Origin of the sequence: Sphingobacterium sp. SGR-19, assembly GCF_011043555.1 — a bacterium.
Lineage (GTDB): Bacteria > Bacteroidota > Bacteroidia > Sphingobacteriales > Sphingobacteriaceae > Sphingobacterium.
Genome location: NZ_JAAKGS010000002.1, coordinates 509,228 through 527,085, shown reverse-complemented (window position 1 = coordinate 527,085; position 17,858 = coordinate 509,228). Strand labels below are relative to the sequence as shown.

General features: G+C 38.3%; 17 protein-coding genes. 12 read left to right on the top strand and 5 right to left on the bottom strand.

The window, feature by feature from the left end; all coding sequences use genetic code 11:
* The 4 genes from G5B43_RS05880 to G5B43_RS05865 all read left to right on the top strand — a co-directional run bounded on the left by G5B43_RS05880 (position 1) and on the right by G5B43_RS05865 (position 5,146).
* The gene (locus tag G5B43_RS05880; RefSeq protein ID WP_165293780.1) at positions 1–1,605 is read left to right on the top strand and encodes a NuoM family protein; all 1,605 of its coding nucleotides are present in this window, start codon (positions 1–3) and stop codon (positions 1,603–1,605) included.
* Between the two features lie 12 nt (positions 1,606–1,617).
* A complete protein-coding gene (locus G5B43_RS05875; protein ID WP_165293779.1) occupies positions 1,618–3,081 on the top strand; it encodes an NADH-quinone oxidoreductase subunit N in 1,464 nt (487 codons plus the stop codon).
* 392 nt (positions 3,082–3,473) lie between these two features.
* The gene (locus G5B43_RS05870; RefSeq protein ID WP_165293778.1) at positions 3,474–4,079 is read left to right on the top strand and encodes a DUF4254 domain-containing protein; all 606 of its coding nucleotides are present in this window, start codon (positions 3,474–3,476) and stop codon (positions 4,077–4,079) included.
* Between the two features lie 5 nt (positions 4,080–4,084).
* On the top strand, positions 4,085–5,146 hold the full coding sequence (locus tag G5B43_RS05865) for a glycosyltransferase family 9 protein (RefSeq protein WP_165293777.1): 1,062 nt from the start codon (positions 4,085–4,087) through the stop codon (positions 5,144–5,146).
* Here the strand turns inward: G5B43_RS05865 and G5B43_RS05860 are convergent.
* The gene (locus G5B43_RS05860) at positions 5,057–5,839 is read right to left on the bottom strand and encodes a glycosyltransferase family 32 protein (RefSeq protein ID WP_165293776.1); all 783 of its coding nucleotides are present in this window, start codon (positions 5,837–5,839) and stop codon (positions 5,057–5,059) included. The two genes, G5B43_RS05865 and G5B43_RS05860, sit on opposite strands and share 90 nt — an antisense overlap.
* Positions 5,840–5,921: 82 nt before the next feature.
* Here G5B43_RS05860 and G5B43_RS05855 point away from each other — a divergent pair, with 82 nt between their 5' ends.
* The 4 genes from G5B43_RS05855 (at position 5,922) to G5B43_RS05840 (ending at position 9,914) form a co-directional block, all read left to right on the top strand.
* The gene (locus G5B43_RS05855) at positions 5,922–6,680 is read left to right on the top strand and encodes a glycosyltransferase family 2 protein (protein WP_206367253.1); all 759 of its coding nucleotides are present in this window, start codon (positions 5,922–5,924) and stop codon (positions 6,678–6,680) included.
* 72 nt (positions 6,681–6,752) lie between these two features.
* A complete protein-coding gene (locus tag G5B43_RS05850) occupies positions 6,753–7,844 on the top strand; it encodes a glycosyltransferase family 8 protein (protein ID WP_165293775.1) in 1,092 nt (363 codons plus the stop codon).
* 36 nt (positions 7,845–7,880) lie between these two features.
* A complete protein-coding gene (locus G5B43_RS05845) occupies positions 7,881–8,894 on the top strand; it encodes a hypothetical protein (RefSeq protein ID WP_165293774.1) in 1,014 nt (337 codons plus the stop codon).
* A gap of 66 nt (positions 8,895–8,960) precedes the next feature.
* Positions 8,961–9,914, top strand: coding sequence for a glycosyltransferase (locus tag G5B43_RS05840; RefSeq protein ID WP_165293773.1), 954 nt, complete (start codon positions 8,961–8,963; stop codon positions 9,912–9,914).
* Here G5B43_RS05840 and G5B43_RS05835 read toward each other — a convergent pair whose 3' ends face one another.
* Together G5B43_RS05835 and G5B43_RS05830 are read right to left on the bottom strand one after the other, a co-directional pair.
* Complete coding sequence (locus tag G5B43_RS05835; RefSeq protein ID WP_165293772.1) at positions 9,915–10,769, bottom strand: glycosyltransferase family 2 protein; 855 nt, start codon at positions 10,767–10,769, stop codon at positions 9,915–9,917.
* Between the two features lie 123 nt (positions 10,770–10,892).
* A complete protein-coding gene (locus G5B43_RS05830) occupies positions 10,893–11,900 on the bottom strand; it encodes a glycosyltransferase family 4 protein (RefSeq protein WP_165293771.1) in 1,008 nt (335 codons plus the stop codon).
* Positions 11,901–12,267: 367 nt separating this feature from the next.
* Here G5B43_RS05830 and G5B43_RS05825 point away from each other — a divergent pair, with 367 nt between their 5' ends.
* A complete protein-coding gene (locus G5B43_RS05825) occupies positions 12,268–13,299 on the top strand; it encodes a glycosyltransferase family 4 protein (RefSeq protein WP_165293770.1) in 1,032 nt (343 codons plus the stop codon).
* Positions 13,300–13,389: 90 nt separating this feature from the next.
* Positions 13,390–14,193 carry a glycosyltransferase family 2 protein gene (locus tag G5B43_RS05820; RefSeq protein ID WP_165293769.1) on the top strand — a complete coding sequence of 268 codons (804 nt, stop codon included), beginning with the start codon at positions 13,390–13,392 and terminating at the stop codon, positions 14,191–14,193.
* Between the two features lie 62 nt (positions 14,194–14,255).
* On the opposite strand, the gene G5B43_RS05815 is transcribed toward G5B43_RS05820, so the two are convergent.
* Positions 14,256–15,347 (bottom strand): glycosyltransferase family 4 protein, encoded by a 1,092-nt coding sequence (locus G5B43_RS05815; protein ID WP_165293768.1) that lies wholly within the window; start codon positions 15,345–15,347, stop codon positions 14,256–14,258.
* 245 nt (positions 15,348–15,592) lie between these two features.
* Between G5B43_RS05815 and G5B43_RS05810 the strand changes: the two genes are divergently transcribed.
* Both G5B43_RS05810 and G5B43_RS05805 read left to right on the top strand, forming a co-directional pair.
* Positions 15,593–16,660 carry an MAC/perforin domain-containing protein gene (locus G5B43_RS05810; RefSeq protein WP_165293767.1) on the top strand — a complete coding sequence of 356 codons (1,068 nt, stop codon included), beginning with the start codon at positions 15,593–15,595 and terminating at the stop codon, positions 16,658–16,660.
* A 130-nt stretch (positions 16,661–16,790) separates the two neighbouring features.
* A complete protein-coding gene (locus G5B43_RS05805; protein ID WP_165293766.1) occupies positions 16,791–17,078 on the top strand; it encodes a hypothetical protein in 288 nt (95 codons plus the stop codon).
* A 292-nt stretch (positions 17,079–17,370) separates the two neighbouring features.
* Here G5B43_RS05805 and G5B43_RS05800 read toward each other — a convergent pair whose 3' ends face one another.
* On the bottom strand, positions 17,371–17,754 hold the full coding sequence (locus tag G5B43_RS05800; RefSeq protein WP_165293765.1) for an HU family DNA-binding protein: 384 nt from the start codon (positions 17,752–17,754) through the stop codon (positions 17,371–17,373).
* Between the last annotated feature and the right edge of the window lie 104 nt (positions 17,755–17,858).

Here is a 17,858-nt window from a genome sequence, read left to right as displayed (position 1 = left end):
ATGGGCTTGTTATCCATATTGATATTTTTACCGTTGGTTGCAACATTACTGATTTTGGCCTTGCCGTCATCAGCTAAAGCGACCTATAAATACATTGCTTTAGGTTTCACCTTTCTGCAATTCGGTGTTTCGCTTTATCTATACGGAAATTTTGATGCTACATTGGGTGGCATCCAACAGTTAGATGCCTACCAGTTTGTGGAGCAGTTGGCGTGGATACGCATGGATTTAGGCGCTATCGGAAAACTGGAGATCGACTACTTAATCGGTTTAGACGGAATTTCACTCCCCCTTATCGTGTTAAGTACGCTGGTTATGCTGATGGGCGTTGGTGCTTCGTGGAACATCGACAAAAGTCCCAAAGGGTATTTTGCCTTATTGATGATACTGAATACGGCCGTGATGGGTATTTTCTCCGCGTTGGACTTTTTCCTATTCTATGTCTTCTACGAGGTTATGTTGCTTCCACTCTATTTCCTTATCGGCATATGGGGGGGCGAGCGACGTGAATATGCCGCGATCAAGTTCTTTATCTATACCTTATTAGGTTCCGTGCTCATGCTTTTGGTTATCGTAGGGCTCTACTTCTCCGTAATCAACCCAGCAACAGGAGCACATACGTTCAATATGTTGCATATGATGAAGCCCGCCAACTATGTGGATGGTTCTTTCTTCGCTTATATTGCCAATTATCATGAAGTCTTTGGTATACCAGCTCGTCTAATCGGCTTTATTGTCTTATTTTTCGCCTTTGCTATTAAAGTACCGATTGTTCCCCTCCACACTTGGTTACCCGATGCACACGTGGAGGCACCTACGCCGGTCTCTATCATTCTTGCAGGTATATTGCTGAAAATAGGTGGGTACGGTATCATTCGGGTCTGTTATAGCATTTTCCCCGATATTGCCGCGGACACCAATTGGTGGCTTGCCTTGATTGGGGTGATATCCATATTATACGGGGCACTCAATGCATTAGCACAGAAGGATCTAAAACGCATGATTGCCTATTCTTCGGTATCGCATATGGGGTTCGTATTACTCGGAGTTGCATCATTGACAGCCGAAGGGGTATCGGGCGCTATATTCCAAATGGTTTCCCATGGATTCCTCAGTGCAGCGTTGTTTTTCTTAGTCGGTGTGCTATACGACCGTGTACACGATCGTTATATCTATAACTTCCGTGGTCTAGCCTCGCTTACGCCGAAGTATACTGCGTATGTAGCTATTGCGTTTTTTGCTTCATTAGGGTTGCCTGGCTTTTCGGCCTTCATCGGAGAGGCTTTCGTTATCATTGGTGCGTTCAACGCCGAAAGCATGGCCACCGGTGTACCCCGTTGGATGGCCATCGGTGGGTCGATCGGGATATTATTAAGTGCAGTGTACTTCTTATGGACATTGCAACGCATGTTTTTCGGACAGACGCGATTAAAAGGTGGATTAGCTTGGCAAGAAGTATTGACCGATCTGAATACGCGCGAACAGATTATTTTGTTTCCTGCACTTGCTTTGGCATTGCTTTTAGGCATTATGCCGTCGCTTATCTTTAGCAACCTCAATGCTTCTGTAATACAACTTATTGATTTAATAAAACCCTATTTGTAGTATAACAAACACGTGAACGTCTCCATCCCCAACATACTCGACCAGATAATCTCCTCCATTCCGCTATTTAAACCGGAACTAACGTTGATTATTGGTTTTATCGTGTGCATTTTTATGGCTCTTTTTATAGAAAGACGTTGGAAAAACAGCACGTTTATCGGCTGCATGGTTACGTTGGCATTTTCACTGTACTTTCTCATAGACCAACTTTCTACGACAGCAGCGGGCTTTTCGGGCATGTGGGTAGTCGATCCATTAAGTATCTATGCCCGCCTTGTGATTATTTGCAGTACACTGATCATCGCTATCTTCCTGCAACAGCGTCACCCTAAGGATAATGGTGATGTATACGCCATATTGTTAGCCGCTACATTAGGAATGCATGTATTAAGCTCTACAGGTAACTGGTTAATGGCTTTTATCGGTATAGAGATGGTCTCTATCGCTTCTTATATTTTGGTGGGTTATTTTTCACAGAATAAAGTCCAATCAGAAGCTGCGATGAAGTATGTTCTTTTTGGATCGGTATGTGCCGCGGTAATGCTTTATGGTCTTTCGCTCGTCTATGGATTAACAGGTAACCTCGATTTCCAATCGGCCGCACATCTACAAGGACTGATGGACGCACCCGAGGGTATCGTTACACTTGCCTTGCTTTTTGTGTTTGCCGGAATCGGATTTAAGCTCAGCTTTGTACCGTTTCATGTATGGAGTCCCGATGTCTATCAAGGTGCGCCTACTGCTATTACCGCTTTTTTATCTACTATACCTAAAGTGGGTGCAATTGTCCTATTTGCGCGCCTTTACCAGTCCTGGTCGTCCACTGCATTTTATTTTTCAGAACTAAGCACTTGGTTTATTATTGTGGTCGCCATCGTCACAATGCTTATCGGTAATCTCGCTGCACTTCGACAACAAGATGTTAAACGGATGATGGCGTATTCTTCCATCGGCCACACCGGCTTGCTCCTTATGGTCGTATTTGCCTATCAGGATGCTTTTAGCTATTTATTATTCTATGTTGTAGCTTACGTCATCATGAATTTGGCTACCTTCATTTTTATCGATCAAATAGAGCAAGAAACAGGATCCACTTCCCTCCTTTCCTACGCCGGCTTGGGTAAAAAGATGCCGCTATTATTTACAGCATTTACATTGGTTGCTGTCTCACTTATCGGTATACCGCCAACGATAGGATTTGTAGCGAAGCTGATGATATTTACTTCTACTTTTTCTATTTTTCAGTCGTCGGGTGATACAGGCCCGCTCCTGCTGCTTATTGTCGGTGCGCTTACAGCTGTTATCTCCCTCTTTTTCTATTTCAAGATTCCACTATACGCCTTTTTGCACAATAGCGATCAACCTATAACCGCTAAAAAACAAATCAGTGTTTTGCTTATTATAGCGTATATTCTAACGGTATTGGTTATCTTATTAGGGATATTTCCCAATTGGTTAATGCAGATGCTAACGTAATTTCTTCATTTTTTTGTCTTGACACAAAAAAACGAAGCAAAAAAAAGTCAAGACTTGTCTGTTTTTGCTATTTTTATTCGTCTATTCCTAAACAAAATAAACTCGCTACGCTCAAACAGAATTTTGTTTTTAACGGAATAGCCTTCATAAAAATCCCCGCAAAAAAAGACGATGTCATCTTCATCCGCATAACCGCGAAGCATTGTTAATCGCTTTTGCTACACATTTTGCACAATCCCCCCTTAACATTCAATGTCGCATCCAAATTTTTGAGGTATGTAGAAATTCATCCTTTAGTACTATCCCTCTTCTCAAAGATTTGAAGCGACGACTTTTTTTGCATACTTTTTTTGAGAGAAAAAAAGTATGAAGAAAACATTATCTTTGCCCCTATGATCAGCGCAATTGCCAACAACATATTTCAACGTGCTATTGAGGATTATCATCATTACGATGACATTGACCATCCTTTGGAGAATCCATACGATAGCCAGTCCTTAGAACATTTACTGTATCTTAAGTGCTGGATAGATACCGTGCAGTGGCACATGGAAGATGTGGTCCGCAATCCGGATATCGCACCGGAGGAGGGGCTGAACTGGAAACGCCGTATTGACAAACAAAATCAAGTGCGAACCGATACCGTAGAATATATCGATAGTTATTATTTGCAGCAGTTCCATGATGTTCAAGCGAAAGAGCATGCGCGCATCAATACAGAAAGCCCAGCGTGGGCTATCGACAGGCTCTCTATCTTGGCACTGAAAATATACCACATGGAGCTGGAAACCAAACGCGCCGACGCGGATCAAGCGCATATTGCTTCCTGTCAGTCGAAGTTAGATGTGCTATTAGAACAGCGCGAAGATCTATCGCAAAGCATTGATGAACTGCTTGCCGATATCGCATCGGGAGAGAAATACATGAAGGTCTACAAACAGATGAAAATGTATAATGATCCGTCTCTGAATCCTGTGCTATACAGAAAAATACAATAAGGAAGATGAAAAAAGCCCGGGTATTAGTGATACGCTTCTCGGCGATGGGAGATGTGGCCATGGTTGCATCTGTCTTACAAGAGCTCAGTGCTCAACATAAGCAAATAGAGCTCGTGATGGTAAGCCGCCCACAGTTTGCTGCTTTTTTCGAAAGCATTCCCAACCTCACCTTCCACCCCATCTTTCCCGACGAGCAACACAAAGGCCCCAAAGGGTTATGGCGGCTTTTCAATGAACTTAAAAAATACGATATTGACTACGTAGCCGATCTACATAACAACATTCGTTCACGGATTCTGACGCTGTTCTTTAAAACTGCCGGTTATCGTTTTTCTATCCTAGACAAAGCACGTCATAGAAAAAAGGAATTGACCAGAAAAAGGCATAAGATTTTCAAACCACTACGTCCTACTGTTGAGCGTTATGCCGATGTATTCAGAGCACTTGGTTTTGCACTGAAACTAAAGCATCAACTACAAAAAGAAGCACGCCCAATACCGGACGCTTATCGAGCGATATTATCATCAAAAACCTTCAAAATCGGTATCGCCTCTTTTGCCCAACACCCCTACAAAGTCTGGAAATTGCGTTATTGGGATATTATTTTCAAGACGTTTCCTGCTTCTGAATATACCTTTTTCATCTTTGGGGGTGGAAAACAAGAATCGGAGACCGCGACGACATGGAGCGAACAATACCCACATGTATGCAATACCATTGGGCAATTAGGCGTAAAGGGTGAACTTGATCTCATCAGCCATTTGGACTTTATGATTAGCATGGATTCTTCCGGTATGCACATGGCATCGTTGGTGGGTATCCGCTGTTTATCCATCTGGGGAGCAACACATCCTTATGCGGGTTTCTTGGGTTATGGACAATCTATGGAAGATTGTATTCAAGTAGAACATCCTAATCGCCCCAGCTCCATCTATGGAAATAAATCGTGTATTTGTAATGGTGTAGAAGCAATTGATTTAGTGACGCCGGAGATGGTGGTCGAGCGGATACAAAAAGAAATCCTTTCTATTTCCAAAGGCATAGGCCAGCCGGGAGGCCAAGATTAACGGTGTGCGTTCTATTTTTCGAGACAACGATCGCCAATAATAAGCCATATTCTTCTTCTTATTTCCCCAAGAATCCTCCCACCAATGGATGGCTAAGGTATTCGGCGTGATACAACGCTCATCAAAAGTTTCCATCCACGAAAAAGGATAAAAGTAATCTTTCGTAAGTACGAGTACATCTGCCAGTCGTTGGGTTTTATAGGTATCCACACCGTATTTATTCATAAGAAGTTCGCTTGATACAACAGGCGCTGCCATGGGATGGTATCGCATACGCTGCAGTTTCTCCGTCTCTTGTAGGCAAAGTTCTATAAAGCTATTTCCCGGCTCACATCCAATAACCGCTGTATTAAAGGGAAATTTTGATACCCCAATCTCCGTTTGGAATCCAATAAATGCTTTTTCATCGAGCAAGCCATCAAAGGTATTTATTACCTCCACATCCGTGTCAAAATAGATCCCTCCGTGCTTAAATATAGCATATAAGCGCACGTAGTCTGCGATGAATGCCCACCTTTTTTGTTTATATAAAACTTTCAGAAAAGGCATGCTTTCAAATGGTGTATTGGATTCGTCCCATCTTATAATTTCATAATCTGGCAGAAGTGTTTCCCACGATTTAATACATTTTTGAATGGTTTCACTATATGTTCCTCCTCCGTACCAACAAAAATGAATTATTTTTGGAATCATCGTTTTGCTTTCTAATTTATCTATCTTTGCCCAAACTTAGGTAAAATGCATAGCATTTCACGATGTCTAAAAGAAAAAAATTATGAATATGGGCGTCAGCGGACTGGTTATCACGTTCAACGAAGAAAGGTATATTGAGAAATGCATCAAAGGCTTACAGAAAGTCTGTGATGAAATCATCATTATAGACTCCCATAGCCAGGACAAAACCGTTGAAATCGCCAAATCGTTAGGAGCCATCGTTATTTCTCAACCTTTTTTGGGAGATGGTCCACAACGAACCTTTGGTCTCCAGTTCTGCCAATATGATTGGATACTGAATGTGGATACCGATGAGTTTCTAGACGACGATTGCTATCCATTCTTCGAAAAAAAAGAATATCTCCAGCTTCCTTACGATGCCTACAGTTTTAAAAGGAGGAACTTTCTAAAAGACAAGGAAATAAATTTTGCGGATTGGTATCCCGATTATGCTTGTCGTTTTTTTAACAAAAATACAGCCTGCCCCTCCTCTCATCTTGTACATCAGCGTGTGGTCGCCACTAATATGCACAAATCTGACATGCATCTGCTGCATTATGCCTGGGATAGTTTCCATCAATTGATTGCCAAAAAGAACCAATACACCGATTGGCAAGTAGAGGAGTTTATCAAAAAAGAAAAAGAAGTGAACGCACTTTCTCCTATGGTCCATGGCGTTACAGCCTTCTTTAAGGCCTATTTTTTAAAAAAAGGTATTTTTCATGGCATTGATGGTGTAACGTTTTCGTTAATCCAATCGTTCTTCTCTTATATGAAGTATGCCAAGACATTGGAGATGCAACGTCAACGTCGGGTATAGGTGGCATATATTTTGCAAGATAGTACTTCATTTTGGCGAATTTAGATTACGATAAGAACTAAACACTACTATATGGTATATACACTACCAACGATTAAACAGAGTACAGTACCTGCAAAACACAAGAAAGCTGTAGCGTTATGTGTGGATAACGCCTATTTACCGTATGCTTCTTTTGTTGCGAGTCAGATTATGGACAAAGAGGAAGAACGGGATTTCGACGTGGTCATCTGTCTGCCCGACACGGAAAAAATTCCGGTATCAGCGCACGAAAATATACGTTATTGCACTGTTGATTTCTCAGCAATCAATGGACTTCCGGTAGGACGACTGTCTTCGGCAACCTATCATAAGATATTTCTGCCGGCTCTTTTTAAAGACGAATACGAGCAAATCTTATATCTGGATGCCGACGTTTATGTAAGTGCCCCTTGTATTTCACAGATTCTGAATAGTAATCATGAAGATAAAGGACTCATGATGGCTATCGATATATCAGAAATCGAACGTAAATCGGGCTTTAACTTCCATAATGCGTATCTAAACCGCTATATCGCTTTAAAGCATCAATACAGAAATGCCGGTGTGATTCTGTTTAATATCGAGCGTCTGCTTAAAATAGGCTACTTGGAGAAAATGATAGCGTACGCACGAAAAAACAGACAAAAACTTTTACGACACGATCAGACGTTGATTAACACCGTATTATATGACGAAATTGGATCTTTATCTTTTTTATATAATTACCAGCTTATCGATACAACTATACCTTTATTAGCAGAATTTCAGCCAAAAATCTTTCACTTCGTGGGCGAATTGAAGCCTTGGAATACAGAACATGGTTTTATTGGTTCTTTCTATTCCGAATATGAGCGCTATATCGGACAACATTTCCCTGCTCACCAGATTGTCTCCAAAACAGAGTTTGAACTGAAGTATGAAAGCCGTAAGAAAAAACGCAAATACAAAAATATTGTTCGCGAACGGATGTCCTTGGGGGTATTTGTTGGCAAGGAAAAACTGAAACATATGCTTTCTTTCTTCGACGAGAAATCTCCAGATAACGTTATGAACAACCCGAAAATACGTCGGATTGTATCACGATTCAGAAGTACGATTGATACGTCAATTTATGAGTGTGAAATGGGTGGGTCGAGGGTGTAGATTTTTGTATATTAGTAAAATTTTTCACATCTAAACATGCGTAAAAGTATAATTTTAGCTATCCCTGAACACGTAGGATTTCCTTTAGCTTTTAAAAAAAATTTTGAAAGTGAAGGTTTTAACGTTTCATTAATTACAGTACCTGCTTCGGAACATTTCAAGTACAAAAATCTCTTCCAGAGACTACAGAACTTATTTAGAAAGACATTTTTAGGCGACAAAGATTTTAAACGTGAGCTTTTCGTCAAAAACAACAAAGAGAGGCTTACCGAGCAATTAAAATCTATTGAACACACAGATTATGCACTATTTATCCGCCCAGATCTTTTCCCGCTTGAAATTGTCCAATTGGTAAAAAAAAAGTGCGGTATGCTCGTTGGCTATCAATGGGACGGACTTGACCGGTATCCTGCAATATATCAATATCTACATTTAATGGATAGGTTTTTCGTTTTTGACGCAACTGACTTAAAATCCGACACAACACTTCCGACAACCAATTTCTATTTTGATTTTTTATCAACTTCTATACCTTCTGGTAACAACACGTTATACTATATAGGTAGCTATTTGGACGGCCGTATTGATATCGTAAAAGACGTTGACAACAAGCTTAAAGGTTTAAACGTAAATAGAAATATTAAAATAGCTACTAATAACGAAAGGATTATCCAGCTAGTCCAAGCTAACGGGCTCACACCAATATCCACTTTAGTTCCTTATGAAGAAAACTTAACTGATGTTATGAATGCTCATATTCTTCTTGATATTCAAAATCCTATACATAATGGACTATCCTTTCGTATTTTCGAAGGCATAGGTTATGATAAAAAAGTAATCACAACTAATCCGAATGTTATCAAATATGACTTCTATCGCCCTGAGAACATTTTGATTTGGAATGAACAAAGCTTAGCAGAATTGAAGCAATTTATTGATATGCCTTATCAGGTACTTCCAGAGGATATTAAACAAAAGTATAGCTTCTCAAATTGGGCAGCATATATGTTGGATTTACCGCACCATATGCCGATAAATTTACCCAATTAGATTCATATTATCTTTAATCAATTTCCATATGATTAATGTATAAAAGAGGTTAAATTAAGGTTTATCATGAAAATATCCGTTGGATTATGTACATATAATGGAGAACAACATCTTCATAAGCAGTTGGACTCTATTGTTACGCAAACAAGAAAAGTAGATGAGATAATTGTATATGATGATCGTTCTTCAGACAATACTTGGCAAATTTTGCAGGACTACCAACGAAAATATCCGCTTCTTTTTCATGTAAAAAAAAATGTCAAAAATTTAAGAAGCGTTAAGAACTTCGAACAGGTATTAGAGGTCTGTACTGGCGATATCGTATTTCTAAGTGATCATGACGATATATGGGCACCACAAAAAGTAGAGAGATATATTTCTTATTTCGAAAAATCATATAACACAAAGGTATTATGCTCTAATGGACATCTTATAGACGAAGATGATAACATTGTGGACGCTTTAACAGTATGGGATGTCCCAAAAATTCTAAAAGAAAGAGATGGGAATATAGACTATTTTGCAAGTATGTGTTACGGAGGCAATATAGCAACGGGTGCTTCGATGGCTATTAAGAAAGATTATATTCAACACATCCTACCGATACCGTTGATGGAGGACTTTCATCATGATGAATGGATTGCACTAATATCGAGTCATGAGAATTGTTTCGACAGTATAAATGAAAAACTCTTTTATTATAGAATGCATAATCAACAACAAGTGGGGATTATCTCGTACCCAAACACTGCAAATTCCCGAAATAATTTGTACTGGAATTTTTCGCCACTTCAAGATTCAAGTTTTTCAACCATTAAGAGAAGGATAAAAAAGATTAGTTTAAAATACAATCGACTCTTGAAAGCAAAAGAGAATCTGTTAATGAAAAAAGTTTTAGACGATCTTACCAGAACATACTATGACTTGTGCCGAGAGCTTGTAAAAAAACACCCTATTAGGGGTAGGTTGACAATACTTATTGATAAATTATTAAATAAGCGCCAACTAATTAAAAATTGATTATTTAATATAAATAGAACTATATTTTCGGGGTTTAAACCATTTATAGAAATATCTTCTATACCAAGTATTGTAATATTTTTTAGTAAGCTTTTTAAGCTTTTCTTCCATTTGAAAAAAGCCTTCTAAGCCCATGCCGTGCTCATCATAGAGTTCCTGATGTTTAGAAAACACATATATCCTTACCTTTTTAAGTTTTTCGGTATTCTCTTTATATCTATCCAAGATGGAATCATTGGTGATACGCTTCCGATAAAAATACTGAGCTTCTTCTATCCGATGAACGCTTCCTCCGAAAACTTTTAATAAGTGCATCCAACATTCCCAATCCTCACACAAAGTGACTGATTCATCAAATCCTCCAATAGCTCTAATTTGCTTTACCCGTACCATAGCAAATGCAGGAATACAGTTTTGCCGCAAAAAGGACTTTATCTCGAAAGCATCCAACGGAAATAGTCCGGTCTCTCTTTCAAATAATTCCATATTACTGTAGACAATGGTAGTATTAGGATTTTCTAGATAATAAGCTAACGCTAATGAAAGATAGGTTCCTTTTAGCTTATCATCGGCATCCAAAAATACCACATATTCCCCTTTTACTTGACGCAAGCCAAAATTCCGCGCTGCTGACAGCCCTCTATTTTCTTGAGTATATAAAGAAACTTTAGGGTCTGAAAGTATAATTTTCTCTACAATTATACGAGAATTATCCGTTGAGCCATCATCTACGACAACGATCTCAATATTTTTATAACTTTGATCTAAAACTGACTGAACAGCATCCAGTATCGTCGAAGCTCCATTGTAGCAAGGAATAACAATACTGACTAGGGGTGTTTTAATACTTGCCATATACAAAAATGCATAAAATAAAATCTAATTTATTTTTTTAATTCAACAGTTAGCTTCTCGAAGTTCTATAGCAAATAAAAAACTACAACATATAAAACTCATTATAATACAAAATGGCTCCCTTTAATGGAGTTCTATTTTGCTTTGTAGCCATGATGAGAAACTATACTTTTCTGTTATTTTAGGATCAATATGAGAATAAGGAGTATTTAAAAATGCAGCTATATCATCAAAATTATCATCTGTTAGAATAAAGAAATTGCTAGGATGAAAAAAATCTGCTTCAATTACCCTAGGATTAGTAGTGATTACTTTTTTACCAAACTTAACGCCCTCTAATATTCTAAATGAAAACCCTTTATGATCAGAAATAACCAAATCAAGGATAATATCGGCATTCGCAACATGTTGTAATTGTTCGTCAAACGAAACCGTCTCATTGCGTATTTCCATATTCTCAACTACGTACTCAGGCGGATCAGAATCATAATATTGTGAGCAAACAACGACAAATTTAACCTTGGAATAATGCTCTGTCATATATTGATGTATAGCAATTAAATCTTGTACTCTACTTTCATGAAAAGTACTTACATAATACACATTATAATGCTTATCATACGGATTTTTCAGGAGTCCTGGATAGTCTAGATAAAAATTTGGAGAATACAGTAAGTTATAGGAGGGATACCTTTTTAGATCATCTTTATCGAACACATAAAATTGGTCAAAAAAATGCACATACTCCAATACATTTGGGTCTCGAGAAATACCATCAAAATGGAAACTAATCATTAGCTTAGCTTTTTGACGTGCGAGATTAATGATATCCGCCTTAAAATAATCAGCTCTGAGCACTAATGCTATATCAAAAGAGTCACAGGCGTACAGAATCTCTCTTTGTTTTATAAAGATATACGCCTTCTTCAACTTTTCTTTGTAATATCTATCATTTAAAAACACCTTACGGATAAGGTTATAGATACGTTGTAATAGTGAAGTATACTGGAACTTGTATCCCTGATCTTCAATATGTACTACTTCGTATCCCAAATATTCCAAATTCCTTAAAATAAGCTGATATAAATTAAAACTTGACGGCGAAATTAATAGAAGTTTTTTTTTTGACATATATAATCGTAATAAAAAACTGTTTGATAAACGTTAATCGCAGATTGATATAACAATATTTGCTGAAGTTACCCTACTTTTCTTTTTTCAAAATTATTGAGTAACTATTGATTTTTTCATCTTCTGCATATACAAAAATGCAAAAAAAGGATGAATTGTTTTTTTTTTGCGCACCAATTTTTACTTGAGATTGCCAGTACAGGAGTTGTCTTCTCTTTTTGATAATGGGTCCATATGTGTAGCATATTTTTAGACATCTACGTATATAAAGATGTAGTATAAACGGATCCATCGGATACGCTTATACCATAATTGTTGCAAAGTTATTCTATAAAGCGAAAACTATCTTGATACGAAATCAAAAGCTATGAGAGAAAAACCAAAAAAAGTTTTAGTAGCAGTAAACGACTTGGTACGTGTAGGCGGGGCAGAAATGTATACCTTTGATTTAATCAAAGCCTTTGCAGCATCAAAAAAAATCGAAGTAGAATACTTTACCGTTAATAAAGGACTGGTTTCCGAAAAAATAGAAGCGGAATTGCAGGTTCCGTTCATGTCCCAGAAGAAATACGATTTGATTTTTGCTACTCATAACACTACGGTTAAAGAACTTTTCGGCCGGGGACCTATTATTCAAATTTGCCATGGCACGATACTCGAACCAGAACAGCCATCTCCTCTTGCAGATTACCATGTTGCTATTTCTCAGGAAATAGCAGATCATTTAACAGATTTAGGTTATGCCAATGAAGTAGTATTGAATGGGATTGATATAAAAGTAAAAAAACCAATAAAGCCGATACATAAAACACTGACGAGTGTATTGTCCCTATGTCAGAGCGAAAAAGCTAATAAAATGCTACGCACCGTTTGCGACAGAAAAGGATTGCGTTTCGAAGCTTATAATAAACATAAAAACCCGACTAACAACATAGAGCAAGAGATTAACAACTTTGATATGGTCGTTGGCATTGGACGGTCTATCTACGATGCTATGGCATGCGGAAGGCCTAGTTTAATTTATGATAATCGAGGATATAACGGAAACAAGGCTGATGGTTATTTACGTCCCGAAAATTTCTCAAAGTATGTAAAAAAGAATTGCTCAGGTCGTTATCTAAATCGTGAATATCACGAGAGGGAATTAATAAGAGAACTCGAAAAATACAACCCTGAGGATGGCGAAAAATTAAGGAATATTGCTATGTCGCATCTGAATGCATACAAAATGGCAGATCAACTACTAAACACCGCAAATCAGCTGAATTGGCGTAATCGACTAAACAAATGGAGGAGATTTGCCACCCATACAAAGCTCGTAAAACATGCTTTCCTGTACAAAAAAATATACGCGTTGACCAAAAATGAGTACTTCAATAGATCGTCTGTCAGTAAATAATGAAATATGGGTCCAACTCGTTTTCATGTAAGAAATAATATTATATTTGATTTTTGATCAATAAATCTTTTGACAGAGAGAAATTAACTTATGAAGCTTAGTATTATTACAGTAAACCTCAATAATCTCGAAGGTTTAAAAAAAACGCTGAAGTCTATAGAAAGACAAACATACAAAGCATTCGAATATATTGTAATAGACGGCGCTTCTACCGACGGCAGCGTAGATATTATTAAAGAATCTCCTATAATAGATATTTGGATTTCCGAAAAAGACAGCGGGGTGTATGACGCTATGAATAAAGGTATCGAAAAGGCATCTGGAGATTACCTCCTTTTTCTCAACAGTGGAGATGCACTTTTTAACGACGACACTATCAAAACGGCTTTTCCGAAGCTTACTTCAGAAGGAATCGTCTATGGCAATATTCAATTTATGGAACAAGACGGCAATCCCCTTTACATACATTACTTTCCAGAAAATTTAACATTTCAGCACTTCTATCGCCAATCTTTGGGACACCCATCCACATTTATACGACGATATTTATTCGAAAAATACGGCAAATATGAAACAAAATATACTATTGTGGCTGATTGGGTGTTTTTCACTAAGGTTATTATCAAAGAGCGGGAATCGACCAAATACATTCCGGATGTCATCTCGAGCTTTTATATGGATGGTATGAGCTCAGACTCCAAAAACAGAAATACCATTGAATGCGAGCGAAAAACATTTTTGGAAAAAGAATTCTCGTTGTTTTACGATGATTATATACAGTATTCTAAACTGGAAGATAAGCTAAAAAAATTAGAAAATAAGCTGGAAAGACTTCATTCCTCCAAAGGATTTCGTTTACTGAAAGCACTCGGGGTGAAAAAATTCAATGAATAATATCGCTTTAACTACCGATCTCCGAGAGTTAAACGTAAATTACAACACAATCTCACCCTATATCATACAATACTTCGGTAGGCATCTATTGTCCCCTTCACACACTTAGCCATATCATACATAGCCAATTTTGCTGTACCCTTGCCAATTAATGAATTCCGATACGATGTGTCATCAATGATACGGAGCATTTCATAAACCAACGATTCAGGGGAAGTTGGTTCAAAAAAGGCCGCAGCATCTCCGGCTACCTCAGGAAAACAGCTGGCTTGGCTCAATAGCACGGGGCATCCGTTTTTGAAGGCCTCCAAAATCGGCAATCCAAACCCCTCATATAAAGACGGATAAACGAGCATGATGGCATTTTTGTATAAAGTATTGAGTTGGCTATCTGTTACCGACATTTGTATGGTTTTATCCAGTATATTATTTCTATACAGGAGTTCTTTCTCTGCCACACCTAAAGCACTTCCCACAACGATTAATTTTAAATCTTTCTTCTTGGTAGGTAGGTAACTGAATGCTTCTACGAACAAAGGAAAATTCTTGTACCCGAACCGGCTTCCGACGTAAAGTACATATTCCTCCGGAAGAATCATATTATCTTCGTAGGTTATAATTCTGTCCAGATCTACCCCATGATATACTACATCTATTTTATTCTCGTCAATCCTATTATAATACAGGATATCTTCCTTTGTTTTTTGTGATATAGTAATTATTTTATCCGCTCGTTCTATTAAGACACGCTTTTCGTAGGGTGTCGGATCATTAGGCGAAAAAAAACCAGCGTATTTCTCATAAATCATATCATGTATTGTGATCACAAATGGTTTGCGAATAACGTCCAAATAATAGTGATCATAATAAGTCGGATGAAAAACATCAATATCTTTTTCCAACAATTTTTTCAAAACATAGCTTTGATTAGCTTCCGACATTTTTTGTGGATAGCGACGGAATCGCTTTCTTTGAAAATAGTCAGGCTTTAATACCATTTCATCTGATTGAAAATAGTCATGATTACCATACATAGAAAAGCTATACGATACATTTGATGTATGCTGTATACCTTCCATTAACATGGAAAAATATCTGGAAATTCCTCCGAAGCCTTGAGCTAAAAAGATTTGATGATCATATAATATTTTCATTCGAACACGCCGTTTATTGATATTTTTCTTTTTTTGCGATAGCTTTCCGGAACTCGGAATCGTCGAAAGGACGAAAATGGGTTTCCATATAGGTTTCAGTTAGATAATATTATTGATATGAACTTCAATTTAGTACAAAAAAAGAAAATGAATATGTTAGCAAATTTACAACAATCCCGAGAACATAGTAATATAAAATACATATCTTGGCGCTTAAATGCAAACATTCCATTATTCTTGAGCAAATGCACACACCAAAAATCATATCAATACTCTTCTTAGCGGTAGTAGTTGTTATTGCATCAACCTCCTGTGAGAAAAACACATTGAACGATCCCAAAACAAAGGACCCTGAAACTGTAGAGCCGGAAACGAACAAACCGACAGAGCTCAAGTTTTTGGTCAAGAATCTATCTGACAACAGAAATACTACAGATGAAGAAGGATATGGAGATTACAACTTCTTGGGATTCGGCTATGATATAACTGGCAAGCATTCACATAAGACTTCCATTAAAGAACCGGTAATTAATACCCCGTCATTTGTGCAGGATAATTCCGGTAGTTTCGATGTACTTCGTGTACTTAATTCGAGTTTCAAATCTATATATGCAACTGATGCGGAAAATTTTACTAAATGGTTAGCAGAAGGCACATCGAATATCGGCTATTTTAAAGGAAATATCACGCATCCGTTCCCCGATACAGATCCACAGGAAGATCAATACATCTATGGTCTCTATGATTCCTATATAAAATACAGACGTCTCACACTATCTGGCAGGAATAGTCAACTAATACCCTATTTAACCGCAGACTTTCAAGCGGACAGTAAATCATTGGAACCAGCCGAACTTGTTAAAAAATATGGCACCCACGTCTTACTTTCTTTGTTTACAGGAGCAAAGTTTAGTTTAGATTACCGAGCCGAATATACGGGAACGGAGCGACGTAATGCAGTAGAAAGCAGCTTCAGAGTAGCTTTAAATGATTGTTTTGGATTATTCTCCGGCTTCCTTGATCCAATAGACTCCACAGCGTTCAAGGATGTTACTAATCTGACAATAGCTTTCGAGGCGATTGGCGGCGATCCATCTAAAATATTCATAGACACAACCTCCCTTTCAAACCCTAAAGTTGACAGAACAGAATGGGCTAAAACGATAAGCGAAGATAATGCTCGGTTCGTTTACTTTGACGGCTTAGAAAATCTATTACCAATTTTTAATCTCATTGAAGACGCGGAGAAAAAACAAGAAGTGGAGGCTTATATAGACGAATATCTCAAAATAAACGAGGTAAAGAATAACTAACGTTAATCTTTTTCAATTAACGCCAGTCAAACAATCAATAAATCAAAAATATATGCATAAACTATTCACTTGTCTAGCCGCTGGAGTTTTATTGTTCTTGGGATCATGCGCTGCATTAAGGCACGGGGACATGAGTTTAATTAACCTGGGAATGTCAAAGGAAACAGTTGTTAAACGGATCGGAAAACCTAACATGGTTGTCATGGCGCAAGTCACGGAAGACGGTCCACTCGAAGTATATGAATATTTGCCAGTGAATCGAAATTCATACACAGACAGCTTTGAGAACCGCCCTGTTTGGGTGTATTTCCTCAACGGCGAAGTGATCGAGTGGGGTCCTGGAGAGGATTGGCAAATTGATAATGCGTTTACCAAACGTATGTTGGAGAGGTATCATAATCGTAAAAGGCAACGATAGGCGTGAATAAAAATTAACCCTAAAGAAACCGCAGATTGATCCAACATAAAATAAATTCTATATCAGACTTTTTTTGAGAGTACAGAACGCTCACTAAAATTGACCGTGGCAACTTTTCCAACTTCAAGTTTATTTTTGAAAAGTAGCCGCGGTCGCTCGCTTAAAACAAACTTTCATCTTAGAAAATCAAACCTTGTTTTTCCTCAATGACCGCGGTCATTTCGAGACATTTACGCACAAAAAAGCCGGCATCCTAAGACGCCGGCTCAACCATTAAGCTATAAAACGAGAATTACTCGCTTTTCCTGAAAGTTAAATCCGCTATAGCCTTCTTGATTCGCATGCCGTTCTGGAACAGCACGCGTTTGCGGTGGATATTGGCAGCCGTCACGTCTTCTGCCGTGTCGCTGCCAATACTACCCGTCCCTAAGCGGAAGGAACCCAGACCACCCAGACGGACGATGTAGCCTTGCGAGATGTTACGCGGGATTTCCCGCACTAAGCTGTATAAAACCGCCATAACATCCGCCTCGTTGATGGATGAAGCATGGGAGATGTCGGAAGCCAGATCTTCTAAAGTGATCTCACCGCTGCTTACCGGACGTGCATAGAACTTTTTAGGGGCAGCCGCATCCTGCGGGTTGCCGATTTCCTGTACATTGAATTTAATTGCCATAATACTAACGTTTAAAAATTTAAAAAAATGTTTGTCGGTAGCGGTTCACTGCTCCGTCGGCGAGCTCTTTCCGTTGGACGTTCCCGTTACCTTCTCTCTTGTTC